General features: G+C 38.8%; 22 protein-coding genes. 11 read left to right on the top strand and 11 right to left on the bottom strand.

Features of this window, described 5'->3' with window-relative positions; translation table 11 throughout:
- Window positions 1-6 precede the first annotated feature (6 nt).
- Window positions 7-2,388, top strand: coding sequence for a phenylalanine--tRNA ligase subunit beta (gene pheT, locus HUV91_RS13075; RefSeq protein ID WP_174493700.1), 2,382 nt, complete (start codon window positions 7-9; stop codon window positions 2,386-2,388).
- A complete protein-coding gene (locus HUV91_RS13070) occupies window positions 2,385-2,681 on the top strand; it encodes an integration host factor subunit alpha (protein WP_004723042.1) in 297 nt (98 codons plus the stop codon). The genes pheT and HUV91_RS13070 overlap by 4 nt, the downstream gene beginning before the upstream one ends.
- A gap of 319 nt (window positions 2,682-3,000) precedes the next feature.
- Here HUV91_RS13070 and HUV91_RS13065 read toward each other — a convergent pair whose 3' ends face one another.
- The 3 genes from HUV91_RS13065 to trxA all read right to left on the bottom strand — a co-directional run bounded on the left by HUV91_RS13065 (window position 3,001) and on the right by trxA (window position 5,587).
- Window positions 3,001-3,282 carry a hypothetical protein gene (locus HUV91_RS13065; RefSeq protein ID WP_130071998.1) on the bottom strand — a complete coding sequence of 94 codons (282 nt, stop codon included), beginning with the start codon at window positions 3,280-3,282 and terminating at the stop codon, window positions 3,001-3,003.
- Between the two features lie 381 nt (window positions 3,283-3,663).
- A complete protein-coding gene (gene rho / locus HUV91_RS13060; RefSeq protein WP_111859432.1) occupies window positions 3,664-4,932 on the bottom strand; it encodes a transcription termination factor Rho in 1,269 nt (422 codons plus the stop codon).
- A 328-nt stretch (window positions 4,933-5,260) separates the two neighbouring features.
- Window positions 5,261-5,587, bottom strand: coding sequence for a thioredoxin (trxA, locus tag HUV91_RS13055; RefSeq protein WP_130071997.1), 327 nt, complete (start codon window positions 5,585-5,587; stop codon window positions 5,261-5,263).
- Window positions 5,588-5,863: 276 nt separating this feature from the next.
- Here trxA and ppx point away from each other — a divergent pair, with 276 nt between their 5' ends.
- From ppx to HUV91_RS13030, 5 genes are read left to right on the top strand one after another with little or no spacing between them, the layout of a single operon-like run.
- A complete protein-coding gene (ppx, locus tag HUV91_RS13050; protein ID WP_174493699.1) occupies window positions 5,864-7,384 on the top strand; it encodes an exopolyphosphatase in 1,521 nt (506 codons plus the stop codon).
- Window positions 7,385-7,435: 51 nt separating this feature from the next.
- On the top strand, window positions 7,436-8,260 hold the full coding sequence (locus HUV91_RS13045) for an acetyl-CoA carboxylase carboxyltransferase subunit alpha (RefSeq protein ID WP_130071995.1): 825 nt from the start codon (window positions 7,436-7,438) through the stop codon (window positions 8,258-8,260).
- Entirely contained in the window at window positions 8,197-9,546 is a 1,350-nt protein-coding gene (gene tilS, locus HUV91_RS13040; RefSeq protein WP_174493698.1) for a tRNA lysidine(34) synthetase TilS, read from the top strand. The genes HUV91_RS13045 and tilS overlap by 64 nt, the downstream gene beginning before the upstream one ends.
- A gap of 28 nt (window positions 9,547-9,574) precedes the next feature.
- The gene (proC, locus tag HUV91_RS13035; protein WP_174493697.1) at window positions 9,575-10,405 is read left to right on the top strand and encodes a pyrroline-5-carboxylate reductase; all 831 of its coding nucleotides are present in this window, start codon (window positions 9,575-9,577) and stop codon (window positions 10,403-10,405) included.
- Between the two features lie 38 nt (window positions 10,406-10,443).
- Window positions 10,444-11,013 carry a YggT family protein gene (locus tag HUV91_RS13030; RefSeq protein ID WP_174493696.1) on the top strand — a complete coding sequence of 190 codons (570 nt, stop codon included), beginning with the start codon at window positions 10,444-10,446 and terminating at the stop codon, window positions 11,011-11,013.
- Window positions 11,014-11,167: 154 nt separating this feature from the next.
- Here the strand turns inward: HUV91_RS13030 and polA are convergent, their stop codons facing one another.
- On the bottom strand, window positions 11,168-13,927 hold the full coding sequence (gene polA / locus HUV91_RS13025) for a DNA polymerase I (protein WP_130071991.1): 2,760 nt from the start codon (window positions 13,925-13,927) through the stop codon (window positions 11,168-11,170).
- Window positions 13,928-14,089: 162 nt separating this feature from the next.
- Between polA and HUV91_RS13020 the strand changes: the two genes are divergently transcribed.
- Window positions 14,090-16,798, top strand: coding sequence for a DUF2339 domain-containing protein (locus HUV91_RS13020; RefSeq protein WP_174493695.1), 2,709 nt, complete (start codon window positions 14,090-14,092; stop codon window positions 16,796-16,798).
- A 67-nt stretch (window positions 16,799-16,865) separates the two neighbouring features.
- Here the strand turns inward: HUV91_RS13020 and HUV91_RS13015 are convergent, their stop codons facing one another.
- Together HUV91_RS13015 and HUV91_RS13010 are read right to left on the bottom strand one after the other, a co-directional pair.
- On the bottom strand, window positions 16,866-17,804 hold the full coding sequence (locus HUV91_RS13015; RefSeq protein ID WP_174493694.1) for a mechanosensitive ion channel family protein: 939 nt from the start codon (window positions 17,802-17,804) through the stop codon (window positions 16,866-16,868).
- 9 nt (window positions 17,805-17,813) lie between these two features.
- A complete protein-coding gene (locus HUV91_RS13010; protein ID WP_130071988.1) occupies window positions 17,814-18,635 on the bottom strand; it encodes a hypothetical protein in 822 nt (273 codons plus the stop codon).
- A 98-nt stretch (window positions 18,636-18,733) separates the two neighbouring features.
- Between HUV91_RS13010 and gspE the strand changes: the two genes are divergently transcribed.
- From gspE to HUV91_RS12995, 3 genes are read left to right on the top strand one after another with little or no spacing between them, the layout of a single operon-like run.
- Window positions 18,734-20,221: a type II secretion system ATPase GspE gene (gspE, locus tag HUV91_RS13005; RefSeq protein ID WP_174493693.1), complete on the top strand. Its 1,488-nt coding sequence runs from the start codon at window positions 18,734-18,736 to the stop codon at window positions 20,219-20,221.
- Window positions 20,221-20,445 carry a hypothetical protein gene (locus HUV91_RS13000; RefSeq protein ID WP_174493692.1) on the top strand — a complete coding sequence of 75 codons (225 nt, stop codon included), beginning with the start codon at window positions 20,221-20,223 and terminating at the stop codon, window positions 20,443-20,445. The genes gspE and HUV91_RS13000 overlap by 1 nt, the downstream gene beginning before the upstream one ends.
- A gap of 30 nt (window positions 20,446-20,475) precedes the next feature.
- The gene (locus HUV91_RS12995; protein WP_217431202.1) at window positions 20,476-21,135 is read left to right on the top strand and encodes a hypothetical protein; all 660 of its coding nucleotides are present in this window, start codon (window positions 20,476-20,478) and stop codon (window positions 21,133-21,135) included.
- A gap of 196 nt (window positions 21,136-21,331) precedes the next feature.
- Here HUV91_RS12995 and HUV91_RS12990 read toward each other — a convergent pair whose 3' ends face one another.
- The 5 genes from HUV91_RS12990 to HUV91_RS12970 form a co-directional block, all read right to left on the bottom strand.
- On the bottom strand, window positions 21,332-21,757 hold the full coding sequence (locus HUV91_RS12990) for an organic hydroperoxide resistance protein (RefSeq protein WP_130071983.1): 426 nt from the start codon (window positions 21,755-21,757) through the stop codon (window positions 21,332-21,334).
- Between the two features lie 118 nt (window positions 21,758-21,875).
- Complete coding sequence (locus HUV91_RS12985; RefSeq protein ID WP_174493691.1) at window positions 21,876-22,700, bottom strand: carbon-nitrogen hydrolase family protein; 825 nt, start codon at window positions 22,698-22,700, stop codon at window positions 21,876-21,878.
- Window positions 22,701-22,720: 20 nt separating this feature from the next.
- Window positions 22,721-23,251 (bottom strand): anti-anti-sigma factor GigB, encoded by a 531-nt coding sequence (gene gigB / locus HUV91_RS12980; RefSeq protein ID WP_130071981.1) that lies wholly within the window; start codon window positions 23,249-23,251, stop codon window positions 22,721-22,723.
- Window positions 23,252-23,364: 113 nt separating this feature from the next.
- Window positions 23,365-24,333, bottom strand: a complete 969-nt coding sequence (gene gigA / locus HUV91_RS12975) for an RsbU family protein phosphatase GigA (protein ID WP_130071980.1) — start codon at window positions 24,331-24,333, stop codon at window positions 23,365-23,367.
- A 149-nt stretch (window positions 24,334-24,482) separates the two neighbouring features.
- Complete coding sequence (locus HUV91_RS12970) at window positions 24,483-25,415, bottom strand: VacJ family lipoprotein (RefSeq protein ID WP_174493690.1); 933 nt, start codon at window positions 25,413-25,415, stop codon at window positions 24,483-24,485.
- Between the last annotated feature and the right edge of the window lie 398 nt (window positions 25,416-25,813).

Here is a 25,813-nt window from a genome sequence, read left to right as displayed (position 1 = left end):
TTTGAAATGAAAATTAGCGAAAATTGGCTACGCACGTGGGTAAACCCTGCTATTGATAGCGAAACTTTATCTGACCAACTCACCATGTTAGGTCTTGAAATTGATGATTTAACACCTGCGGCTAAAGCATTTACAGGTGTGGTTGTGGGTGAAGTACTGACAGTTGAACAACATCCCGATGCGGACCGTTTGCGTGTAACTACAGTCAATATTGGTTCAGGTGAGCCATTACAAATTGTATGTGGTGCACCAAACGTACGTGCAGGCATGAAAGCACCTGTTGCAACGATTGGCGCAGTGCTTCCCGGCGATTTCAAAATTAAGAAAGGCAAACTACGCGGTATCGAATCACAAGGCATGTTGTGTGGTGCTTCGGAAATTGATCTTGAAGATAAAATTGATGGTTTGTTAGAACTTCCTGATGATGCACCTGTAGGTGTGAATATCCGTGAATATTTAAATTTAGATGATAATGTCATTGATATCAGTATCACCCCAAACCGTGGTGACTGTTTTAGTATCCGTGGTATTGCGCGTGAAATTGGGGTGATTAATCAACTTGCTGTAACCGCACCCGAAATTAAAGAAGTTGCGGCAACCATTGCAGATCAGAAGCAAGTTGTAGTGACAACCGAAGGTTGCCCACGTTATTTAGGTCGTGTGATCAAAAATGTAAATACCAAAGCGCCTACACCTACATGGATGGAACAAGCGCTTGCTCGTTCAGGTATTCGTCAGCACAGCATTTTGGTGGATATTACCAACTATGTATTGATGGAACTTGGTCAACCTTTACATGCTTTTGATGGAGGTAAAGTTCAAGGTTCAGTGCATGTTCGTCAGGCAACTGCTCAGGAAAAATTGGTTTTACTCAATGAGCAAGAAGTTGAATTGTCTGAAAATGTCATGGTCATTGCAGATGATAACAAAGCTTTAGCAATTGCAGGCATCATGGGTGGTTTATCTTCAGCGGTGTCTGATGAAACGACTGAAATTTTCCTTGAGTCAGCATTCTTTGAACCTATTCATATTGCGGGTCGTGCCCGTAGTTTCGGTTTACACACCGATGCATCTCAGCGTTATGAGCGTGGTGTAGATTTTGAATTGCCAATGCTTGCGATGCATCGTGCATCACAGTTAATTCAAGAACTCGCAGGTGGTGAATTTGGTCCAATCACTGTAGCTGAACAAGCGGATTTATTGCCAAAACGTGAAGCGATTGAACTGAATCAGGCACAAGTGGATCAGTTATTAGGTTATACCGTTGCCTCTGACTTTATTACTGATGCATTACAACGTTTAGGTTGTGACGTGACTGTAAAAGCACAAGGTGAGTGGGTGGTTGTACCACCATCGCATCGTTATGATATGGTGATTTATCAAGACTTAATCGAAGAAGTAGCGCGTATTCATGGTTATGACAATATTCAAATGAGCCTGCCTGTGATCGATGTGAAATTAGCGAAACATCAAGATCAATTTGAATTGCCACAATTACGTCAAACTTTGGTGACTTTAGGTTACCAAGAAGCGATTAGCTTTAGCTTTGCAGATTTAAAACTTGAAAAACAGTTGAATTCACAAGTAAATCCTTTGGCTTTAGCAAACCCGATTTCAAGTGATCTTGCTGTTATGCGTTCAACTTTGTTGTCGAGTTTGATTCCATGTGTACAATACAATGTGAATCGTCAACAAAGCCGTGTGCGTTTCTTTGAGTTAGGCTTACGTTTTGATTATCAAGATGCACAAGGTATTGATGATCTTAAACAGATTCCTACATTGGCAATGATTGCCACAGGTGCTAAACAAGCTGAATCATGGCATGCTAAACCACAAGCAATGGATTTCTTTGACTTTAAAGGTGAAGTAGAGGAATTACTTGCTGCTGCGCGTGTACAGGTTGAATATGTGCGTTCTGAGCGCGAATGGTTGCATCCTGGACAATCTGCTGAGATATTAGTTGCTGGAAAATCGATTGGTTATTTAGGTCGTTTACATCCATCATTGGAAAATGAACTAGATTTGGCAACAACTTGGGTTGCAGAACTCGATCAATTGGTTGTTTTGCAAACTTATGTATCTAATTTTACAGAATTATCACGATTTCCATCGGTTAGACGTGATATTGCTGTTTTAATTAGTGATAAGATTAATGTCAGTGAAATTCAGCAACTTATCGAAAAAACGGGTGGTGAGCTCTTAGACTCAACTTGGTTATTCGATGTGTACACAGGTCAAGGTGTGGCAGAAGGCAAGCGCTCTCTAGCATTTGCATTATTATGGCAACATCCAACGCGTACACTTGAAGATGCTGAAATAAAATCTGGTATGGACAACATTATACAAGTGTTGCAAGACACTTATGAAGCGACATTGAGGGCCTCATGACAGCATTAACAAAAGCAGAAATGGCTGATCATTTAAGTGAGCTTACGAGTTTAAATCGTCGTGAAGCAAAACAAATGGTTGAGTTATTCTTTGATGAAATTAGCCAAGCATTGATTGCTGGCGAACAAGTGAAACTTTCAGGATTTGGTAATTTTGAATTGCGTGACAAACGTCAGCGCCCTGGTCGTAATCCAAAAACTGGGGAAGAGATTCCAATTTCTGCACGCCGTGTTGTGACTTTCCGTGCGGGTCAGAAATTTAGACAACGTGTTGGTACTGAACAAGAGGATTAATTTTCTCTATTATAAAAAAAGCCCTGTATACATGACAGGGCTTTTTTTATATCAGATGTTAAGTATTGATTGAAATTTTTTGAGTTTGATATGGAAAGAAGGTAGGAGGGTTCCCTATCTGTTCAGTTATATTCAAAAGTGTATTGGATTTCAGAAAAAGCTTAAGTTTTTAAAAAATATGTATATGTATAGCTTAAGAGTAGGTTTTTGATATTGATACTTTTGAATATTGAGTATTTTGGGTTCTGATCTTTAAATTTAAGATATAAAAAAAGAGAACCAAAGGTTCTCTTTTTCTGATAATAATCTAAAGTGATTATTATTTTGCAGCAGAAGCAGCAGCAGTAGCGTCAGCAGCAGCATCAGTTGCAGCAGAAGCAGCAGCAGTAGCGTCAGCAGCAGCATCACTTGCAGCAGCAACGTCAGTTGCAGCAGAAGCAGCAGCAGCGTCAGCAGCAGCAGTAGCTTCAGAAGCAGCTTCTACAGCTTGAGAAGCAGCAGCGTTTGCGTCAGCAGCAGCTTCTTCAGTTTTTTTAGCACAACCAACGAAAGCTAAAGTAGTAGCAACTGCAGCAGCAATAGCGATTTTTTTGAATAACATGGCATCACTCTCATAAAATAAATTGAGACAAAAAACCCAAGTTAGCCTGTTTTTTGCTTTGTGCATAGCAGTCTAACTGGTATGCGAATATGCTATCACTGCGCATTTAGAATTGCTACTGCCCAAAATCAAAAAAATGGCAAAAATGACTAGAAAATGACGTTTTTTTAACAGGTATTTACAATTAATTTGAGCGTTTATATTGGTTTATTACTATCTAACTGCTTAAAAAATATAAGGATTAATATTTAAAAATATTAATATTCAATAGCTTGTAATACATATTAACAATCTACAATGGTATATGTAATTTTATGTAAATAAAGTCAACCAAATAAAAAGGCTATCGTTATAGATAGCCTTCTTAAGATAAATAAAATTTTAGTTAGTGGCTTTACGCTTCATCTGATCAAAGAAATCATCATTGGTTTTGGTTTCTTTCATACGGTCAAGTAGGAATTCCATCGCTGCTAATTCATCTTGTGTATGTAAAAGTTTACGTAAAATCCAAACCTTGCGTAGATTTTCTTCGCTCATTAAGCGTTCTTCACGACGAGTACCTGATTTTTTGATATTCATCGCAGGGAAGACGCGTTTTTCAGCAATACGGCGATCAAGTGTAATCTCTTGGTTACCTGTACCTTTGAATTCTTCATAGATCACTTCATCCATTTTACTGCCTGTTTCAATCAAGGCAGTAGAAATGATGGTGAGAGAGCCACCTTCTTCAATATTACGTGCCGCACCAAAGAAACGTTTTGGACGCTCTAAAGCATGTGCATCTACACCACCTGTCAGTACTTTACCTGACGACGGAATAACCGTGTTATAGGCACGTGCGAGACGCGTGATTGAATCAAGTAAAATCACGACATCTTTTTTATGTTCGACGAGGCGTTTTGCTTTTTCAATCACCATTTCAGCAACTTGTACATGACGAGCAGGTGATTCATCAAATGTAGAGGCAACGACTTCACCACGTACTGTACGTTCCATTTCTGTGACTTCTTCAGGACGTTCATCAATGAGAAGAACGATCAGGAAGCATTCAGGGTTATTACGTACGATAGATTGTGCAATGTTTTGTAATAACATTGTTTTACCGGCTTTTGGCGGTGCAACAATGATTGAACGTTGACCTTTACCAATCGGTGCGATCAAATCAACTACACGTGCGGTTAAATCCTCAGTTGAACCATTGCCTAATTCCATGATCAATTGTTCAGTCGGGAATAAAGGTGTTAAGTTTTCAAATAAGATTTTATTACGTGAATTCTCAGGTGTGTCATAGTTAATTTGATTTACTTTAAGTAAAGCAAAATAGCGTTCGCCTTCTTTTGGTGGGCGAATTGTACCAGTAATGGTGTCGCCAGTTCTAAGGTTAAAACGGCGAATTTGTGACGGGCTCACATAGATATCATCTGGTCCTGCAAGGTAAGAGCCAGCAGCCGAGCGTAAGAAGCCAAACCCATCAGACAAAATTTCTAGAACACCATCACCAAAAATTTCTTCGCCATTCATTGCATGGCGTTTTAAGATGGCAAAAATAATGTCTTGTTTACGGTTACGAGCCATTCCTTCAAGGCCCATAAACTCCGCAATCTTAATGAGTTCGCCAATCGGTTTTTTCTTGAGTTCAGTTAAGTTCATAGATGGTCAGATTGATTTAAGGATGTGTGGTACACAGAGATAATAGAAAGAAGCAAAAGTCGCCCGCAGTACAATAGGTGAGTGTAATTGTATTTGCACAATAACAAAACTCAGAATCTAATTAGTTCTTTCGAGGAGAAATGTGTAAAACAATTTCTGTTGCCGAGCGGCGATCTTATGTGTTGTGTTGTAAGAAATTGGAATAAACCCCAAAATTTCTTATGCATGGAATATAAGTGAGAACTTTAAAATTGTCAATGTATAGAAGAAAAATACGCCATATTTTTATAGCGTATTTTTGAAGAATAACGAAAGCTTAAACACTGAATTAGATGTTTTCGTCGATGAATGCAGTCAATTTAGACTTAGGTACCGCACCGATTTGTTGTGCTACAACTTCGCCATTTTTAAACATGAGCAATGCTGGAATGTTGCGAATGTTATAATTTACTGCGGTTGCTTCACATGCAGTTACGTCAACTTTAACGATTTTTACTTTACCTTGGTATTCATCAGATAAAACTTCAAGTACAGGTGCAATGGCTTTACATGGTGCACACCACCCTGCCCAAAAATCGACAAGTACAGGAGTTTCAGATTGTAAAACGTCTGCTTCAAAGTTGGCATCGGTTGTGTTTACGATATTGCCTGACATGGATATTGCTCCAAAATATTTTAAAGATGTCATCTATGTCTATAAGTATTACATAGACATCTCTTACAAAGTAGGGGAATAGGTAAATTTTCGATCTTAATTGTGGATTTGTCTAATTGATGCTCACGATAAGCCTAATCGGAGGCTTGAAATTGTCATACAATTGTCACAAATGTAGAAAAAATAATGGCTCAGTGAATTGTCATGATAAATGGCTTTTCAATTGTCTTTAGGTGAATTAATCTAGGCATACTTCTGAATGAGTTTGTATGAATAATGTCTGATTTTTTAATTGATGAAGAATTACTTGCTGCCATTGATATGGGGTCAAACAGCTTTCATTTGGCAATTGCTCGTGTCGATCATGGTGAAGTAAAAAAAGTCGCATCAATGTCAGAAAAAGTTCAACTTGCGGCTGGATTAGATGAAAATAAAAATTTAACAGAAGCAGCGCAGCAGCGAGGCTTGGCGTGTTTAGCACGATTTGTAGGACGTTTAAGTTCAGTTCAACCCAATCGTTTACGTATTGTGGCAACCAATGCATTGCGTCAAGCGAAAAATGGTCAAGAGTTTATTCAAAAAGCCGCAGAAATTTTACCTAAACCGATTGAAATTATTGCAGGGCGTGAAGAGGCTCGTTTAATTTACCTAGGTGTTTCACATACGATGGCGAATAGTGGTCGTCGTTTGGTGATTGATATTGGCGGTGGTTCGACAGAGCTCATTATTGGTGAAGAGTTTGAACCTATTCATACAGAATCCTTACAAATGGGTTGTGTTGCTTTTACCAAGTCTTATTTCCCTGATGGCGAAATCAACGCTAAAATTTTTGACAAAGCTGTTGTCGCGGCACGAAAAGAATTATCTTCGATTGCAAATACATATAAAGCAGCAGGATGGGACACGGTAGTCGGTTCGAGCGGTACAATTAAGGCGTGTCGTCAGATTACGGTCAATATGGGGTGGAGCGATGATCAGGAAAATCTGACACGTGAAGGATTGGAAAAACTCAAAGATAAAATGCTGAAATATAAACATGTTTCAGATATGGAATTTGATGGCTTAAAAGAAGATCGTCGTGCAGTTTTACCTGCAGGTATCGCTATTTTGTATGCAGTATTTGAAATTTTAAATATCGATAAACTGGTCTATTCCGATGGTGCTTTGCGTGAAGGTGTAATGTACGACTTGCTTGGTCGTTTTCAGCATGAAGATATTCGTGACCGCAGTGTCCAAGCGATGATTGGGCGTTATAGCGCAGACTTAAAACAAGCACAGCGTGTGGTTGATACTGCACAGTATTTATTTGATAGTGTGGCTGTTGCACTTGATTTAAATAATGATGATAGCGATTTATTGCGTCGTGCTGCATATTTACATGAAATTGGTTTAGCAATCAGTCACAGTGGTTATCATAAGCACAGTGCGTATTTGTTACAGCATTCAGATATTCCTGGTTTTTCACAAATTGATCAAAACCATTTGTCACATTTGGTCGCTCATCATCGTCGAAAATTGCGTACTGACAGTAAAATTGATGTGATGAGAGTAGGTGGATACAAGCTTATTTACCTCTGTTTATTGCTTCGTCTTGCAGTTTTACTGAATCACAGTCGTAGTGATGAGATGCTTCCTGCCATTGAATTAACAGTTCAGAATGAGCAACAATGGCACCTCAGCGTTTCTGGTGATGCCAAACAATGGCCATTGCTCGTTGCCGATTTGCATGATGAGCAAGTGCAATTTAAGCATTGGGACATTGAATTGAATATTCAGTCGGAACAGTTTATCGATTAACACAAATTTCTCGGTGTGAGTCATCGGCGAATTAGGGATAATACTCGACTTATGAAAAATAAAGCTGCTCAATCTAAAGCTTGGAAAACGGTTCAAATTGCACGTCATCCAGAGCGTCCGCAATTTTTGGATTATGTAGGCGAAATTTTTACAGAATTTGATACGCTACATGGCGATCGTCTTTATGGTGACGATGGTGCAATGGTCGGTGGTTTAGCACGTTTTAACGGTCAACCTGTGATGGTGGTGGGGCAACATCGTGGTCGCAGCACGCGTGAAAAATTACAACATAACTTTGGGATGTGTAATCCTGAGGGCTATCGTAAATCACAGCGTTTACTTGATATGGCGGAACGCTTTAATCTACCTGTATTTACTTTTATTGATACGATGGGTGCATATCCAGGTGTTGGTGCAGAAGAACGTGGTCAAGCAGAAGCGATTGCAACGAGTTTGGCACAGCTTTCAAGCTTAAAAGTGCCTGTCATTGCCACTGTGCTTGGTGAAGGTGGTTCTGGCGGTGCATTGGGCATTGGGGTTGCTGACCGTGTAATTATGTTATCACATAGTATTTATTCAGTGATTTCACCTGAAGGCTGTGCTTCGATTTTATGGAAAACTGCTGAAAAAGCAGAACAAGCGAGTGAAGCATTGGCATTAACTGCTGATAAATTGCAAAAAATGGGTATTGTTGAATATGTCGTTGATGAAGGCGAAGGTGCACATTTACATCCATTGGAAGTGATGGAATCTTTGAAAAATGTGTTAAAACAAGCGCTTGATGAATTACAAACTATGGATGCTAACGAGCGATGCGAAGCACGTTACCAACGTTTAATGAAGTTTGGCAGCGACAATTTAGGTCTGGCTTCTTAAAACAATCTAAGCAATTTCAAAATAATACCCGATTTTTAATTGGGTGCAGCGGCGGCATGGACTCCATGCTGCTGTTGTATTTAATGGCAGCACTATGTCCTCAACAGGTGCGTGCCATTTATATTAATCATCAATTACAAACTATGAGTGATGACTGGGGAAATTTTGTTGCTCAACAATGTCAATCTTTAAATATTCCCTCGATTATCGAAAATGTTTGTGTTGCCAAAGGCAATCTTGAAAATCAAGCGCGAGAAGCACGTTATCAAGCCTATTTAAAACATTTACAAGCCAATGAAATTTTAGTACTTGCCCATCATCAGCAAGATCAAGCAGAAACGTTGATGTTACGTTTACTCTCGGGCGCAGGTGTCTCTGGTTTGGCTGCGATGCACCCTGTCGATGTTCGTGAAAAAATGACGATTTGGCGCCCCCTTTTAGAGATCAGTCGTGAGCAGATTTGCCAATGGGTTGAACAAACTTATATTCCTTATGTGAATGATCCGACCAATCTCGATACACATTATGATCGAGCATGGTGTAGGCATGAACTTTGGAATATTTTGCAAAGCCGTTACCCAAAAATGCAACAGGCCTTGGCGCGTACGAGTGTATTGATGCAGGATGCTGATGAGATTTTGAACGAGGTTTTAAAGCAAGATTTAGCATGGTGTGGCGATGCTGAACAATTAGATTTAGCAAAATTTGTAACTTTGTCACCAGCACGGCAACGACAGCTTTTATCAGTTTGGATGAAAGGTGAAGGCGATTATCGTCCGAGTTTTGAAATGGTGCAACGATTACAACATGAAGTGATTGCTTCAAAAAATGATGCCCAAGCTGCCTTGCATTGGAATCAATTTTATTATTTACGATTTCAAAATGTTTTATATCGTTTAACTGCTGAGGTTTATCTTGCAAGTAAGCAAGTACCTGAGCAAAATATGACAGAAGTTTGTTATGAAATGGGGCAACATTTGACTGTGGCAGCAGGTCATTTTCAGATTCAAACAGAAAAAATGGGTCTATCGGCAAGGTTGCTGAACACAAATCTGACTTTGCAATATCGCGTTGGCGGAGAAAAAATTCATTTGTATGGACGAGTTGGGGCATGGCCGTTAAAAAAAGCCATCCAAAATCAGCAAATTTTTCCGTGGTTGCGTCATACAATTCAAATATTAAGCATAGATAATGTTATGCTTGGTGTTTTTACACCGAAAGGTTTTTGGTTAGCACAATCGGACTATGTTGAAGTCGATGGTTGGCAGCCAAATTTAATGTCTTAGCGAGCAAAAAGTTAAACGAGCGTAATTCATGAGTGCAGCTTTAAATTGTAATATTACTTTCATTGGTGGTGGCAATATGGCACAAGCCCTGATCGGGGGCTTGATTACCCGTGGACTCCCAGCAACACGGATTACAGTGTCTGATCCTGTAGAAAAAATACGTGAACTATTACAAGAGAAAGATGTACACGTCACCGATGATAATGTTGTTGCAATTGAAAATGCAGATGTTGTTGTTTTAGCCGTAAAACCACAGGTGTTAGGGGCTTTGCTAAAACCGTTAAATGGTTTGTTTAAAAATAAACTGATTATTTCGATTGTAGCAGGTGCTGAAATTGCAACGATTGCAGCGTTAACAGGGTCTGAACGTATTGTTCGTGTCATGCCAAATACGCCTGCATTGGTACAAACAGGTGCACATGGTTTGTTTGCACAAGATAATGTTGTTCGTGAAGATCGTGATTTAGCGAGCCAAGTTTTAGCCGCGACAGGTTTAACCATTTGGGTGAGTGCTGAAGCACAAATTGATGCAGTCACTGCGGTCTCAGGTTCGGGTCCTGCGTACTTCTTCTATATGATGGAAAGTATGATTCGTGCAGGCAAAAACATGGGCTTGGATGAAAAAGTGGCGACGGCATTGACGTTACAAACGGCTTTGGGTGCTGCACAAATGGCAATTACTAGCTCAAATACGCCTGCTGAATTACGCAAAAATGTGACTTCTCCAAATGGTACAACACAAGCGGCATTAGAAGTTTTTGATCGTGCACACATTTCACAAAATATTCAAACTGCCTTGGCTGCGGCACAAAAGCGTAGTCAAGAGTTAGCACAAGAATTAAGTGATAGCACGAAATAATTAATTTAATTATTGATTTTATTTAGGAATATTCCGATATGGGTGCAAATTCTGCGCAGATTTTTGGCATTATTATTAACGTCGCAATTTTGCTTGTATTCTTTCGTTTTTTAATGCAATTAGCAATGGTGAGTCCATATAATCCAGTTGTATTGTCTACAGTGAAAGCGACCAAAATTGTAGATATTTTTAGTCGCATCTTCCCAACCGTTGCTAAAGGACGTGTGAATACGGCTGCATTGGCATTATTGATTATTCTGTATTTATTGAAAATTTTTGGAATCATGTATTTGCAAGGTGCTATGCCAAATAGCCCTGTACATCTTTTGATTTTAACTTTTGTCACCATGATTCAGGATTTGATTCGCTTCTGTCGTTATTTAATTTTTGCAACGATTATTTTAAGTTGGGTAGTGATGTTTACCCAATCTCGTTCACCTTATATTGAAGTGATCCAAGAACTCGCTGAGCCTTTATTAGCCCCATTTCGTAAAATTATGCCAAACATGGGAATGATTGATCTTTCTCCGATTTTGGCCTTCCTTGCATTGTATATTGCTGAAATTCTAATGAATGAAGTTGCAAAAGTTTTATTAACAGGTTTGTAATTTATTAATTGAAAATAAAAAAGGACTCAATTGAGTCCTTTTTTATACATTGTAGTTTTCATTCAAATTAAAGAAATTGTGATCTTTCTTTTGATGTTTGAAAACGACCTCCATCCTAGCCTTGCTCCTAGAAGGAGGAAGGTACTAAAAGCGATTAATGTGCTTCATCCCAATTGTTGCCTTTGCCGACTTCAACCAACAAAGGCACAGACAAGGTACACACTTTTTGCATGACGTCCTGAATCTGTTTTGCTAATTCATCAGCAATCGCTTCATCGACTTCAAAGACCAATTCATCGTGAACTTGAAGTAGAAGTTTGGCTTGATCTTTCGGTAAGATTTTATCAACTTCAATCATGGCCATTTTAATGATTTCAGCGGCAGAACCTTGTAGTGGCGCATTGATTGCTGCACGTTCAGCCGCTTTACGCACCATCATATTACGAGCATCAATATCAGGTGTGTAAAGACGGCGACCTGTAATCGTTTCCACGAAGCCTTGTTCCAAAGCCACTTGGCGAGTACGTTGCATATACTCATAAATGCCAGGATAGCGATGGAAATATTGTTTGATATAGTTTTGTGATTCTTCACGGGTAAAGCCAAGTTGACGAATCAAACCAAATTCAGACATACCATAAAGCAAACCAAAGTTAACGGCTTTGGCTTGGCGACGTTGATCATTGGTGACATCTTCAAGTGCAACACCCAAAACTTCTGATGCTGTACGACGGTGTACATCTTGCCCATGATTAAAAGCATGAACTAACGCTTCATCTTGGGAAAAATGTGCCATTAAACGCAGTTCAATTTGTGAATAATCGGCTGCAAGTAATACGCGACCTTGCGGCGCAATAAAGGCTTTACGAATTTGACGTCCAATCTCTTCACGAACAGGAATATTTTGTAAGTTTGGATCGGTCGAAGATAAGCGACCTGTCGCCGTTAATGCTTGATGATAACTGGTGTGTACACGATGCGTTTCATTATTGGCTTGTTTAGATAAACCTTCGGTATAAGTACTTTTGAGTTTGGTTAAACCACGATATTCAATAATTAATGAGGTAATAGGATGATCAATTTTTTCTAAAATAGCTTCAGACGTGCTGTATTGACCTGTAGCTGTTTTCTTGCCACCTTTTAAACCTAATTTTTCAAATAGGACTTCACCCACTTGCTTTGGTGAACCGACATTAAAAGATTCGCCTGCAATTTCAATAATTTGATTTTCAAGGTTCTGAATGGTTTCAGCAAAATCTACACTGAGTTGGTCTAAAAATGCTAGATTTAACGCAATGCCATTTTCTTCCATTGAAGTCAGAACACGAGCAACAGGCATTTCAATATTGTGCAAAATATTGCTGAGTTCAGGAATTTCTTTTAGCTTACGATCGAGTACTTCATATAAACGATAGGTCACATGTGCATCTTCAGCGGCATAATGTGCAGCTGTTTCAAGCTCAATTTGATTGAAAGTTTTTTGCTTCGCGCCTTTGCCTGCAATTTGTTCAAAGCTTGTGGTCAAGTGACTTAAATAAACACGTGCAACATCATCCATACCGTGACGCGTCGCCACTGAGTTGAGGACATAAGATGCCAACATGGTATCAAAATACCAACCTTGTAAATGGATACCATGATTTTCAAAGATATGCGCATCATATTTTAAATGATGTCCAATTTTTTCAACAGTTACATCTTCTAAAATAGGTTTAATGTGTTGAAGAATCACATCACGATTCAGTTGTTCAGGTGCACCTTCATAATCATGTGCAAGTGGAATGTAATAGGCATCTTTCGCATCAAAAGCAACTGAAAAACCCACCATTTCTGCAACACGATAATCTAAACTAGTGGTTTCAGTATCAATGGCAAAACGTTTTTCTGTACTTAAACGCTTGAAAAACTGCTCCCAATCCGCCTGAGTTAAAATAGTGTGGTAAGTTGCTTGTCCAAGTTGATCATCAATACTACTTGAAATGGCTTGATCATTGTTATTTTCAGTATTTTGTGCGGTTTTTTCGATTTGTTTTGAGGTCTGTTTATACGCAGCACTGTTTGGATTATTAGGATGATCTAACGATTGTAATTGATTACGGAATTCTAACTCAGTATACAAATGACGTAATTCTTCGACATTCGGGTCTGTCAGTTTCAAATCATCATAGGTCAAACCCATATCAAGGTCGATAATAATACTTGCAAGTTGGTGATCAAGTTTAATACCGTCTTGGTTTTCTTTAATACTTAAACCAACTTTACCTTTAATATTGTCAACATTGGCAATAATGTTTTGTAAATTACCATATTCATTTAAAAGCTTGGCTGCTGTTTTTGCACCGACGCCAGGGACACCTTTAATGCCGTCTGAGGCATCGCCCATCAATGTTAAATAATCAATGATCTGATCTGGACGGACACCAAACTTTTCAATGACCCCTTCAATATTCATGGGTTTATCTTTAAAGCTGTCTTCAAGCGTCACTTTTTCAGTGACCAATTGCGCCATGTCTTTGTCGCCTGTTGAGATCAGGACTTGATGACCCGCAGCTTCAGCACGTTTGGCTAAAGTACCAATAATATCATCCGCTTCTGCACCAGGTAGCATATGAAGTGGAATACCTAGCGCACGAATTAAGGCATGTAAATAAGGAATTTGTTGAGCAAGTTCGTCAGGCATACTTGGACGATCACCTTTATAAATCGGTGAAAGTTGATGACGAAAAGTAGGTTCTGGTGTGTCGAAAATCACGGCCATATGCGTAGGTTGAACACGGCGCATTAACTTTTGAATTGCAGAAATAGCACCACGAATTGCATTGGTTTGTAAACCTGTTGAGGTGGTTAATGGTGGTAGTGCATGAAAGGCACGAAATAAAAAGTATGACCCATCGACCAAAACAAATGGTGGCATTGCAAAATTCCTAATTCAATTAATAGCAGTATTGTACGTGATTTTGGAAAGGAGCATAGCATCATGATGTAGAACGATAGTTACCGAATATCTGATGAATTCATCAGAACTCAGCGTTTGACTGTTGTATCATCCAAATACTCAGGAGAGAGACAGAGAAATATGCTCAAAGGGCAGAGTGAGATTCGTATTATTTGGTTAATGGTCTTAACGATTGTTGCGGTTTCAGCGTGGTTTTTAAAGACGGAAGTCGTGACCTATGTCTGCGCTTTGGCATTTGTGATGAGTGTAATACATTATGTCGATGCTTTGCAAAAGCCTTTGCTTGATCTTTCAGCGCAACAACATCTGACTTTACAGTTTACCTCTAAAGTTCCGCTTTATATTTCCTCATTACTTGCGGTTGTGGGCATGAGCCTGCAATGGGGTTGGCTAATAGGCTTGGGTTTAACCTGTTGGATTTTCTTTTTTCTAAGGTGGCTAAGACGTTTAGAGCGTTCTGTACAGCAGTTACAAGAAAAGCTGAACCATGTGCAGCAACAATCTATCACATCAGAACACAGTACTGCGGTTATTTCAAATTCGACCCAACAGTTATCTGAAACTCAGCCTGAAATGAGTTTAATCCAACAAATTAAACAATGGATTTTTCAAGGCAATCCTGTCTTAAAAGCCGCAACTGTTGTATTGGTCATTGGGATTATTTTATTACTGCGTTTTGCAACGGAACATTGGCAGGTCAGTTTATCTTTAAAACTGGCAATCGTTGCAATACTAAGCTTCGTGCTTACAGGGATTGGTGTTTTTCTACAGAATAAAAATAGAAGTTTTGCTTTAGCACTTGAAGGACTTGGATTAGCAGGACTATTTTTAACGCTATTTTTTGCTTATTACAATCATGTCATTCCGAATATTTATGTTGCGACTATTTGTTTTGCTGTGGTAATGGCACTCACGCTGACTTTAAGTTTAAAACAGCAGAGTATTGAATTGGCTTTAATGGCAATGGTCATTGCCGCCGCCGCACCTTTTACTTTGCCTGTGCGGGCGGCAACAGCAGTAGAGTTTGTTGCGTATTATTGGGTTATTAATTTCTGTGTTGCCATTTTAACGACCTTGCGCCCGTGGAAAATTCTCAATCAAATCGCATTTTTAATGACGGTGATTGTGGCAGGCAGCTATGCCTTTATTCATGGGCAAGCGCAGCAACATGATGCTTTGGCATTTTTGGTACTTGCACATACGGCCATTTTCATTTGGTTAGGCTTCCGTTTTAGTCAGCTGATCGCACAAAAAGATGTACAACAATTTCAGTTAAAACCTGCTTTAGACATCGCCCTCATTTTTGGTGCGCCATTGGTTGCTTATACTTTTTTATATTTGATTTATTTTGAAAAAACAGTTTGGCAAGCCAGTCTGAGTCTAGCATTTGCGGTGTTATTTGCAGTGCTGTATCTATTGGCGAAGCATAATCAAGCCGTCAAAATTATTTCACAAAGCTATTTTAGTTTAATGTTGATTTTTATCACATTAATTCCGCCACTTCTTTTACAAGATGAATGGAGTGTGATGGGATGGGCGGTGGAAGGTGTACTGATTTTTGTATTTGCTTTATATCAAAAATCTACAGTGAGTCGTTATCTGGCGAGTGCTTTATTACTGGTTGCGGGCTTGTCGAGCTTATATTATTTATTTGAATCTGCACATTTTCCAAGCTTGATGTATTGGGTGCTGAGTATCAGCTATTTTGCTGTAGTTTTACTTGCTAATGCCTATGAAAAGTTTCAACAACAATTAACCTATAGCAGTATTACTTTTTTGAGTATGTTGTTGCTGTCGGCAACCGCTATGCAATTGTTTTTGTGGGTGGATTATCTTGAAGGACCATCTCAGTATATTGTCACTTTAATATTGATGAGTGGCTTATATGTCATTTTAAATCGCGTGATGTTATGGCGTAAAGCATCATGGTCATGGCTGATTCCAAAATGGATTGGGGTGATCCCACTTTATATTTTTGCATTATTCTTCGTCATTCATCGTAGTGAAAACGGCAGTATCCTCTGGTTGAATACGATTGAACAAGCAGGCATTTTCTTTAGTGGTGCACTGTTGACAGGGTTATGGCTGCGTCCTTCTGTAGGCTTACAGCTTGAAAAAGAATGGGTGAGTTTGGGAACTTTGTTGAGCTTAAGCTTGATGAGTTTGAGTATTTTGCCTGCTCTGCCTTATATCAGTATGGTGATCCTACCTTTAGCATTTTGTGCATGGTGTTTTAGTCAAAAAGAAAATTTGAATTGGACGATGTTTTGGCAAACACGAAGTAGCTTGGCTTTGATGCTTATCTGGATTGTATGTTCACAATTATTTTCACAACAACCTTTTCAGTTTTATCTACTTCCTGTATTCAATCCTTTTGACTTGATCAGTATTGCGATTTTATTTGGTTTTATTTGGATGTTGAGTTTGCAACTTAAACAGGGAATGGATCGTGGAATTGTGGCTGTGTTGTCAGTTTTAAGTTTACTTTGGTTGAGTAGTTATGTGATTTTACGGGCATTACATGTCTATTTGTCTACACCATATAATACGCTTGCGATTTGGCAAAACGCGACAATTCAATTGAGTTTTACTTTGCTTTGGGTGAGTTTGGCTTTTATTACCATGAGTTATGCAACAAAGAAAAATATGCGTGCTTTATGGATTTTAGGCGGCAGTATTTTAATGCTTGTGACCTTAAAATTAGTCTTACTTGACCTCTCACATATCGGCACATTAACACGGGTTATTTCTTTTTTAGGCGCAGGTTTTGTCATGCTGATCATTGCTTATATTGCACCTATTCCTGAAACAAAAGCGTTAAATCATTAGAAATAAAAAACCCTCTAGAGATTAGAGGGTTTTTTCTATCGCAATTTTTAATTGAAATTGTGCGTGTTTATAAATGCTTATCTTGATCTTTTTGCATTTTGAGTTCTTGCGCATTTGCATAGGCATCCACATCTTCATTGGCTAATGCGCTATGTTGGGTTATGGGACGATCTACAAAACCAATTTTAGGCACAGGAATTTCAATCTGATTTTCAACAAAACGATTGCGAATTTGTTCATGGATTTCATCTTTAACTTGCATATAATTGCTTTGTTTACACCACAACGCATAATGCAACTCAATTGAAGATTCACCAAAAGAGGTCACGCTTAAACGTGGTTTAGGGTCAGCTAAAACCAAAGGATAATCATTGGCAAGGTCTAACAACACTTCACGTACTTTGTTGATATCTTCATTAAAATTAATTGCCAAAGTGATCAAGATGCGCCGTATCGGAAACTTTGATAAATTATGTACAGGTGCCCGAATGAGTTGTTCATTCGGTAAACGTACATACACATTATCCCAAGTGAGCAGTTTGACAGAAAGTAAATCAATGGAAATCACTTCACCTTCAATGGTATGCCCACGGATTAAGGTGATCTGAATAGTATCGCCAATTTCAAAAGAGCCTTCGCCAATCAAGAACAAACCACTAATTAAATTTGAGGCTGACGTTTGTGAGGCAAAACCCAAAGCAACGGTCAAAATCCCTGCTGCGCCTAAAAAGACACTGAGTTTAAAGCCTGCTTCTTTTAAACTCGCCATCACAAAAATCATGAAAATAAAATAAAAAATCCCTCGTCGCCATACCAAGCGTTGATGTGCATTGAACTTGGCACCAATGGTTCGAATAAAGGTATTGGAAATGATTCGTGCCAATAAAAAACCCACAAAACACAGCACAATTGCGACCACAATTTCACTGAGTCGGTCAGTATTAATATTGGTAAAAATACCTTTTAAATTATCAGCAATGTCTTTGGGAATATTACTGTCTGCCATACTGACCTCTTAGAAGAATGAATCAAACATATTAAATAGCGCACCACCTGGCGAACGTGGTGGATGTACATAACTGACTTCACCTGCCAAAGGCGGCGTGCGATTTTCAATTTTAATTCGTGCAGGGCGGTCATCACCTTCATAAATGACTTTAATTTGCGATGTCCAAAGCCGTCCTGTACTTTCACTATAAAATAACGGTAATGCCGGTACAGGTACATTCATACGATCAAAACGTAATTGATGATGACTAATATTATGAAAAACAATCGGCGTGACAGCACGAAAGGCACGAGGACGTAATAGATTAAGTTCGGTACGTCCATCTACTGAAGTGGCATAACACATTTCACCAGTACGATGGTCAGGGCCAAACCATGTATCTTTGGGCAAAATGACGGGAATATCAAATAGGGGTTCTTTCTGCGCTTGTACAAAACCTGCCACCCAAAGTGGGGTGCTAATATATAAAGTTCCACGTTGCCCTGCAGGAATATAAATGGGATCTACGGGGCGAATCACCACTGAACGATCCGCTAAGCGTGGCATCAGTTGAAAATGATTATGGGTTTCTCTAAACATATAGCGTTCAACATGCACAGGCTGTGGAAAGCCAAAATTGACATCTTGAATACAACTCCATTGTTGCTCATAGTCATATTGCATTTGTGGGCGATAATATTCCAAGCGCCATTCTTGGAGTCCTCGAGTTAGACGCATCATTAATGAGCCAAATTGCCATGCTTTGGCTTGATTTAGCTCAAATTTTTGTTCTCCCCACCATTTTAGATCAGGAAGCTCTGGTTCTAGATGTTCATTTTTGATCGACAAAGCTCATTATTCCTCTGATCATTTGTTGAAAACAGACTTCACGCTGTCATGCGCTTAGAGTACACTCAAAACAATTTTAATCATTAATATAAGTTGTAATGCAAGTTCTTAAACAATTACAAATACCTTATAGTTTTGCGAAACGGCATGGAGTGCTATTGCGTTACGAAGGCGACCAAGTTTTTATTGTCCGTCGTGAAAATCCCACACAGATTGCCATTCAAGAAGCCCGCCGTTATTTAGGTCGTCCTGCACAGCATCAACTTTCTACCGAAACTGAGTTTAATCAATTACTCACGTCAAGTTATGCGGGTGAAACAGGTGAGTCTCAACAAGTTGCAGCAGGCTTAGAAGACCATCCTGATTTATTGAGTTTAGCAGATCAAGTTCCTGAAACAGAAGATTTAATGGATCAGGAAGATGATGCACCGATTGTTCGTTTAATTAATGCCTTACTCTCCGAAGCCATTCGTGTAGGCGCATCCGATATTCATATTGAAGCTTTTGAAAAGAAACTTTCTGTACGTTTACGGGTTGATGGTCAGTTACGTGAAATCGTCCAACCACGCCGTGAACTTGCACCACTTTTGGTTTCTCGTATCAAAGTCATGGCAAAACTCGATATTGCTGAAAAGCGTATTCCGCAAGATGGTCGTATTTCTTTGCGTCTTGCAGGACGTGAAGTCGATGTTCGTGTTTCAACTTTACCCTCCTCGCATGGTGAACGTGTGGTGATGCGTTTGCTGGATAAGCAAGCAGGGCGTTTGAACATGACCCATTTAGGTTTAATGCCAAGTGATTATGAGCGTTTAACAACTTTGGTTCATCGTCCGCACGGCATTATCCTTGTGACAGGGCCTACGGGTTCGGGTAAAACCACCACGCTGTATGCTGCACTTTCTGACTTAAATGATGGTTCTAAAAATATTTTGACTGCCGAAGACCCGATTGAGTATCAGCTTGAAGGGATTGGACAGACACAAGTCAATAGTAAAGTGGATATGACTTTTGCCCGTGCTTTAAAAGCCATGCTTCGTCAAGACCCTGATGTGGTGATGGTGGGTGAGATTCGTGATCTTGAAACCGCAGAAATTGCCGTGCAAGCCTCATTAACAGGTCACTTGGTTTTATCTACGCTACATACCAATACCGCAATTGGTGCAGTGACACGTTTAAAAGATATGGGAATTGAACCGTTTTTATTATCGAGTTCCTTGATTGGGGTGATTGCGCAGCGTTTGGTGAGAACAATCTGTTCGCAATGTCATACATGGCGTGAAGCGGATGATTTTGAAAAAGCTATTTTTAAGCCTGTTTCTAACGCAGTTGATTTAAAACTTCCTGTACCACAAGGCTGTGACCATTGTTCGCATACTGGTTTTACAGGTCGTACCGCAATTTATGAAATTGTGCCGATTGATGAGCAAATGCGTCGTTTGATTCATGGCAATGCGGCTGAGTATGAACTTGAGGAATATGCACGTCGTGATGCAGGTTCGATTCGTGATGATGGTTTGCGTAAAGTCTTGGCAGGTAAAACTACGATGGAAGAGGTTTTACGTGTGACGAATGAAGCAGCAGAGTGATGAGAATATTATTCTTGCTCGGTTTTTTAGCTTTAGCACTGTGCGGATGTCATCGTAATGTCACACCGCCAAAAGCAAAATTTGATGAGCCTGAACGTGAACAGTGTTATCAAACATGTTTAGGCAGTTATAAAGGTAATGCGGAAGGTGCGCGAAATAAGTGCTTTCGTATCGCTTCAAAGTATCAAGAAGGGCGTTCATGTCATGGTGGGCATGGTCCTTAAAATTTTGCATTTATTTTTATGGACGAATGGATGATAACCTTAGCGCTAATACCTGTTATTGAATTGGGGTATAACAATCAAGGCATTTCACCTCCTGATCAATATCCATATTGGGATTATGCTCATTTATGGAATCAATATCATGCTGACTGTTATAAAAAAGCGGGTTTTTTAGATGATTTTAAGCCTTATAGCCCAGGGTCATCATTTTGTAAAATTTTAGAAATTTCAGAACGTAATTTGATCAAAATAATCATTGATCATACGCAAGATTTGAGAGATGGAATATACGAACGGTCTCAAGTAGTCGCATTTTTTGGCGGTTATGTTTTACAAATAAATGGGACTGATCAATATTTTCCACAATGCTGTGGCACTCTTTCTGATATTCAGTATTGGGAAAATTTAGCAACGAATAAGGCATTTTTCTATGAGGGGCATCCTGAGCCACAAATTAAAATTCAAGGTGAGCAGATAACGTTTGATTTTACAGTTGATGAGCATGATGAAGGATTTTTTCCACCACCTGCACAAGATCCGATCCATTTTTATCGTTCTGATTTGGAAAATGCCGTTGAATTAGCGAAAAAAGAATTAGAAATTTTTGAACAGCGATTAGAAAAAATGAATCATATGCATAAGCTTCATATAGATGATATTGGTAAACTACTCATTTGGGGAGATAACTAAAAATTATTCATAGCTTTTATAGGATTAGCCTAATTAAAACGTTTCATGATGTTTTAAGTCATTTAAAGCTGAATCATCATAATAATTTTTTTAACAATGACGTATTTTAAAAAGAATAGAGCATGTTTTAATTTATATTGAAATACAACCCAAAGAAAATTTATATCCTTCAGGTTGATTTTACTTATACAATGTTTTAAACAATCACATTTAACGTCACATCAATATTGCCACGTGTTGCATTTGAGTATGGACAAACAATATGCGCGGCATCTACCAACTTTTGAGCTTCTGCTTGGTCTAAACCTTCCAAATGAATATCTAACTTCACTTCGATGCCGAAACCTGTAGGAATTGGACCAATGCCGACATTGCCTTCAATAAAAGCATCATGTGGAATTTTGATGTGATCACGATTCGCCACAAACTTCATTGCACCTAAGAAACATGCAGAATAACCCGCAGCAAAAAGCTGTTCAGGATTGGTTCCACCACCTGCACCTCCCATTTCTGTAGGTACTGCGAGTTTTACATCTAAAATATTATCTGAGGAAGTAGCACGACCATCACGACCGCCTGTAGCTTTTGCATGTGCGGTATAAACAACTTTTTCTAAAGACATGGTAAATCCCTGTGTATGTTATTTGAACCATTATCCTGTCTGAAAGTGAGAAAAGAATAAGCAGTGTTTTTGTAAATTTATCAGGGATTGAAAAGTGAGATGCAATGCAAAATGATGTTCAGTATTGCACTAAAATACGATGTTGCATCAAAGGCATAGAAGCACGAATGGCTTCCTGCTCTGCTAAATCAAAAGGTATAGTCAAAAGCTGCGCACCTTCTTGATTGGTGATCTCTAAAATCTGACCACGACTATTGCTTGCGCCTGCATGCCCCCAAGTTTGACGCTTTTCACCATGCCAACCTTGTTGCGCTGCACCTAAAACCTGACATTGACTGTCCATGGCACGTGCTTGAAGCAATAACTGCCAATGCATTTCGCCAGTGGTATAGGTAAATGCAGCAGGCGCAGTCAAAATATTGGCACCTTGCGATCTCAAGGTTAAAGCAAGTTCAGGAAAACGTAAGTCATAACAGACCATTAAGCCAATATTGCCAAAAGGTGTTTTTGCTACAACCACATCTGTACCAGGTTCAAAGAATTTTGACTCTTGATAGCCCCCCACCGAATCACCGACTTGCACATCAAACAAATGAATTTTGTCATAACGTGCTTCAGTCCGTTCAGGGCTGATACACAGGCTTACTGTACGAACACGACCATCTGAAATCGTCGAACCGTCGGGGCGGAAAGGGCAAGGCAAGGTGCCTGCAACAATCCAGATTTGATATTGCGCTGCAAGACGCTCTAAACGCTGTTGAAACTCTTCAAAGCGTTCAGCTGTTTCACGCTGTTTACCTGCAGCAAAACAGACAAAATTTTCAGGAAAAACAATTAAAGAAGCACCATTTGCTTTACTTTGTTGAATCAACGACTCAATCACACTAAAGTTGGCTTCAATGTCATTTTGAGAGTTCATTTGAACAACAGAAAGTAAAGTCATGATTTTTCCTTATTTTAATGCTAAGCGTTATGCTGTGGCACACTTTGAGATACACATTCCATGTCATCTTGCTGTTTTTCAAGCTGTTTTACCAATGGCTCGAACATATTTTGATTGTTTTCATTGAGCTTCATTAATGTTTTATGCGCATCTAAAACCGTGGTTAACATCGTACTATGATTGACATTATCATCGAGTAATGCCTGAGTGCAGACATTCGGATCACCACAATAATTGAGGATGACAAAAACCTGCCCTAAGCCCATGCTATTGGCAAGCGTTGTAATATCGGGATTTGTGGATAGCATTACAGCTTGGATATGATGGATTTGTTTCAGCTTTAAGCCTAACTTTGCCAGTACACCTAAAACTGTACTATCTATAAATGTGGTTTGGGTTAAATCAACAATAGCGCCAATGACGTTTTCTTGCTGTTCAATCCGAGCCAAAAGTTTATCTAAGCTTATACAAGATTGGGCTCGCACTTCACCAATAAGTTTGAAAATATGCGTTCCATTCAAGCTTGCATATTCAACATGACCTGTTGACATATAAATGCCATTTGCAGAGAAGGATGGGAAAATTATCACATAGCGCAACTCTATACTCAAGTATTGACGCGTTAGAGAATAGTCTATATTAAATTAAGTTTTTGAATAATATGCTAATTCATTCTTCTTAAACTGAGGATGGCAATATCATCAGCAACGTGATTTGGGGTTTGGAATGATTGATTTTGCAAATGATAGACGAGTTGTGAAAACTGTTCGTTTAAGCCACCTGTATAAGGTTCAAGCGCACCATCTGAGCAAATAATAAAACGTGCATGGCGATTTAATACCAAATCAAACTCTTCAACTTCAAGGTCTTCGGTTAACCCTAAAGGAAAACTACTGGTATTTAAAACACGAGGTGCTTGGTTCGGTTCAAAAATAATCGGAGGAGGATAGTGTCCTGCACTTGACCATTTTAAAGCATGGGTTTCTAAGTTTAAAATCCCTGCAATCATGGTAATGTGCTTTTCGATATTTTCCTGCACCAACATTCCATTGAGTTTTTTAATCAATTCTCTAGGTGTTTTAGAACGCCCATGAAACGCTGCCATCCATGATGTTAGCAAAGAGCTAGTAACACCATGTCCTGAAACATCAGCAAGATAAAAAATGATTTCTTTATCGCTAATTTTCCAATAATCGTACCAATCTCCAGACAAATATGCTGAAGGCTTAAATAAAGTTTCTACTTTATAGTTCTGTAGTTCAATTGGATTTGGCAGTAATTTTTTTTGTAATTCTGCAGCAGACGGTAAATCACGACTGTCTTGATTACGTTTATATTGTGCGTCTATTTTTAATAATGAATGTTCAGGGTGTGCAGGCAAGCGTGTCCAAATCCAACCTGCTAAAGCACCCAATTCCCAAGCTTGGGAAAGCGCTGTACCTTCATTTTCAAATGCAATAGCAACTGTCGGTAAGTTCCACTGGTGTTGTAAATAGTCTTGTACATCTGCAATGGCAATGACTGTAGGATCATACAAATGAATATCTTCAATATTGATCATTTGCAGACTCGGAAGGGCATTTAGTACTTGGTCTAAATTGGGTATGGTACGAGTGGGCTGAATGAAATACATAAAGTGATTCAATAATCCTGCTATAAAGCGTATATGTCTGAATATATGTTAGACGATGTAAAATAGATAACCAAGAGATATTGACACATCCGAGGATATGCCAATATCAGATAATTTTTTACAAAATATGTGAAAAAGGTGGATTTAAATTATTGCTCGGCATCTGTTGAAGTATCTTCATCTACATCATCAACAAAGGAAATAGCTTCGGTATCTAAACCTTTTTTCTTGGCAATATTATAACTTTGACGTTGTAAATAAATATCACGAATCGCAGCATATCTATCACCTTGTAAAGCACCTTCAAACTCTAATAAGCGTGAACGGGCATTAATCCCCCCCATTAGACGATTTCCCCAGATATAACCTGACTGATCTGCATTATCTACTGTATAAGTCAGTGGGTTTGCATAACTTTCAGCAACATAATCTAAAGAATTACGTAAAGTGCTTGGTCCAAAAAGTGGCAACATTAAATAAGGACCACTTGGAACACCATAATAACCTAAAGTCGTACCCAATGATTCATCTTCATTTGGCATACCTAAACGTTTTGCAGGATCTGCAAAACCTAAAGAGGTGACTGTATTAATCGTAAAACGACCTAAGGTTTTTGCGGCACGGCTAAAACGACCTTGTGCTAATTGATTGACTGCATTCCACGGCTCACTCAAATTTTTACGGAATGAACTATAAGAGCCACGTACATCTTCAGGCACTTTTTCTGAATATTGCACAGCAAGTGGACGTGCAACATTACGATCTAACATATCATTAAATGCAAAAATTTCACGATTTAACGGTTGCAATGGATCTTTGACATCATCCGCTTGAGCAGCATTAGCATTCACTTTTAAATTTTCAACTTTGACATATTTTAATTCTTTTAAAGCATCAAAACGTGGATGTTTACTATCTATAGTTGAATTTTCTGCTGTTGTAACAGCTTCAGTATTCTCTGTTGTTTGGGTAGTTGTCTCACTTTCCTGAACAAGAGATTCTGAAGATGCATCTTGAGCAAATGCAGTTGAGGTCAAGCCTATGCACAGCATACTTGCCCATAAAAAATTAAAACGATGCATATAAATTCCTAAATGTAAGTTACAAGGAACGAACTTGTGACAATCATGGCGCTATTCTAACAGTAGTTCGACAGTATGTATTTAACTCAAATCACCTTAAAAGTTAAAAAAAACATAAAAAATTGCTTAAAAAAGTAACGAGTGAGCAAAAAAACTTGAAAAAAGATAAAAACTTTAAAAAAAGGGGTTGCGTCGTATCTGAAATGCTGTAGAATGCACATCCATCGGCGGTGATGAAGATTAAAACTTCTGATAAAACAATGACTTGATTGAATTGATTAAGTTGGGTTTTAGAAGGAAGGATTAAAAATAATTTTCATTACATGTTGACTTTCTAGAGATAGAGAGTAATATAGCCGACCTAGCTTGATGCTGACGAAGCATTAAGAAGATCATTA

It is taken from the genome of Acinetobacter sp. Marseille-Q1623 (assembly GCF_902809895.1).
Lineage (GTDB): Bacteria > Pseudomonadota > Gammaproteobacteria > Pseudomonadales > Moraxellaceae > Acinetobacter > Acinetobacter piscicola_A.
The sequence above is the reverse complement of the archived record's forward strand: the minus strand, read 5'-3'. Positions and strand labels throughout refer to the sequence as shown.

Coding starts and splice junctions, on each gene's coding strand:
- pheT (WP_174493700.1), top strand. CDS start 7: ATGAAAATTAGCGAAAATTGGCTACGCACGTGGGTAAACCCTGCTATT.
- HUV91_RS13070 (WP_004723042.1), top strand. CDS start 2,385: ATGACAGCATTAACAAAAGCAGAAATGGCTGATCATTTAAGTGAGCTT.
- HUV91_RS13065 (WP_130071998.1), bottom strand. CDS start 3,282: ATGTTATTCAAAAAAATCGCTATTGCTGCTGCAGTTGCTACTACTTTA.
- rho (WP_111859432.1), bottom strand. CDS start 4,932: ATGAACTTAACTGAACTCAAGAAAAAACCGATTGGCGAACTCATTAAG.
- trxA (WP_130071997.1), bottom strand. CDS start 5,587: ATGTCAGGCAATATCGTAAACACAACCGATGCCAACTTTGAAGCAGAC.
- ppx (WP_174493699.1), top strand. CDS start 5,864: ATGTCTGATTTTTTAATTGATGAAGAATTACTTGCTGCCATTGATATG.
- HUV91_RS13045 (WP_130071995.1), top strand. CDS start 7,436: ATGAAAAATAAAGCTGCTCAATCTAAAGCTTGGAAAACGGTTCAAATT.
- tilS (WP_174493698.1), top strand. CDS start 8,197: ATGCGAAGCACGTTACCAACGTTTAATGAAGTTTGGCAGCGACAATTT.
- proC (WP_174493697.1), top strand. CDS start 9,575: ATGAGTGCAGCTTTAAATTGTAATATTACTTTCATTGGTGGTGGCAAT.
- HUV91_RS13030 (WP_174493696.1), top strand. CDS start 10,444: ATGGGTGCAAATTCTGCGCAGATTTTTGGCATTATTATTAACGTCGCA.
- polA (WP_130071991.1), bottom strand. CDS start 13,927: ATGCCACCATTTGTTTTGGTCGATGGGTCATACTTTTTATTTCGTGCC.
- HUV91_RS13020 (WP_174493695.1), top strand. CDS start 14,090: ATGCTCAAAGGGCAGAGTGAGATTCGTATTATTTGGTTAATGGTCTTA.
- HUV91_RS13015 (WP_174493694.1), bottom strand. CDS start 17,804: ATGGCAGACAGTAATATTCCCAAAGACATTGCTGATAATTTAAAAGGT.
- gspE (WP_174493693.1), top strand. CDS start 18,734: ATGCAAGTTCTTAAACAATTACAAATACCTTATAGTTTTGCGAAACGG.
- HUV91_RS13000 (WP_174493692.1), top strand. CDS start 20,221: ATGAGAATATTATTCTTGCTCGGTTTTTTAGCTTTAGCACTGTGCGGA.
- HUV91_RS12995 (WP_217431202.1), top strand. CDS start 20,476: ATGATAACCTTAGCGCTAATACCTGTTATTGAATTGGGGTATAACAAT.
- HUV91_RS12990 (WP_130071983.1), bottom strand. CDS start 21,757: ATGTCTTTAGAAAAAGTTGTTTATACCGCACATGCAAAAGCTACAGGC.
- HUV91_RS12985 (WP_174493691.1), bottom strand. CDS start 22,700: ATGACTTTACTTTCTGTTGTTCAAATGAACTCTCAAAATGACATTGAA.
- gigB (WP_130071981.1), bottom strand. CDS start 23,251: ATGTCAACAGGTCATGTTGAATATGCAAGCTTGAATGGAACGCATATT.
- gigA (WP_130071980.1), bottom strand. CDS start 24,333: ATGTATTTCATTCAGCCCACTCGTACCATACCCAATTTAGACCAAGTA.
- HUV91_RS12970 (WP_174493690.1), bottom strand. CDS start 25,415: ATGCATCGTTTTAATTTTTTATGGGCAAGTATGCTGTGCATAGGCTTG.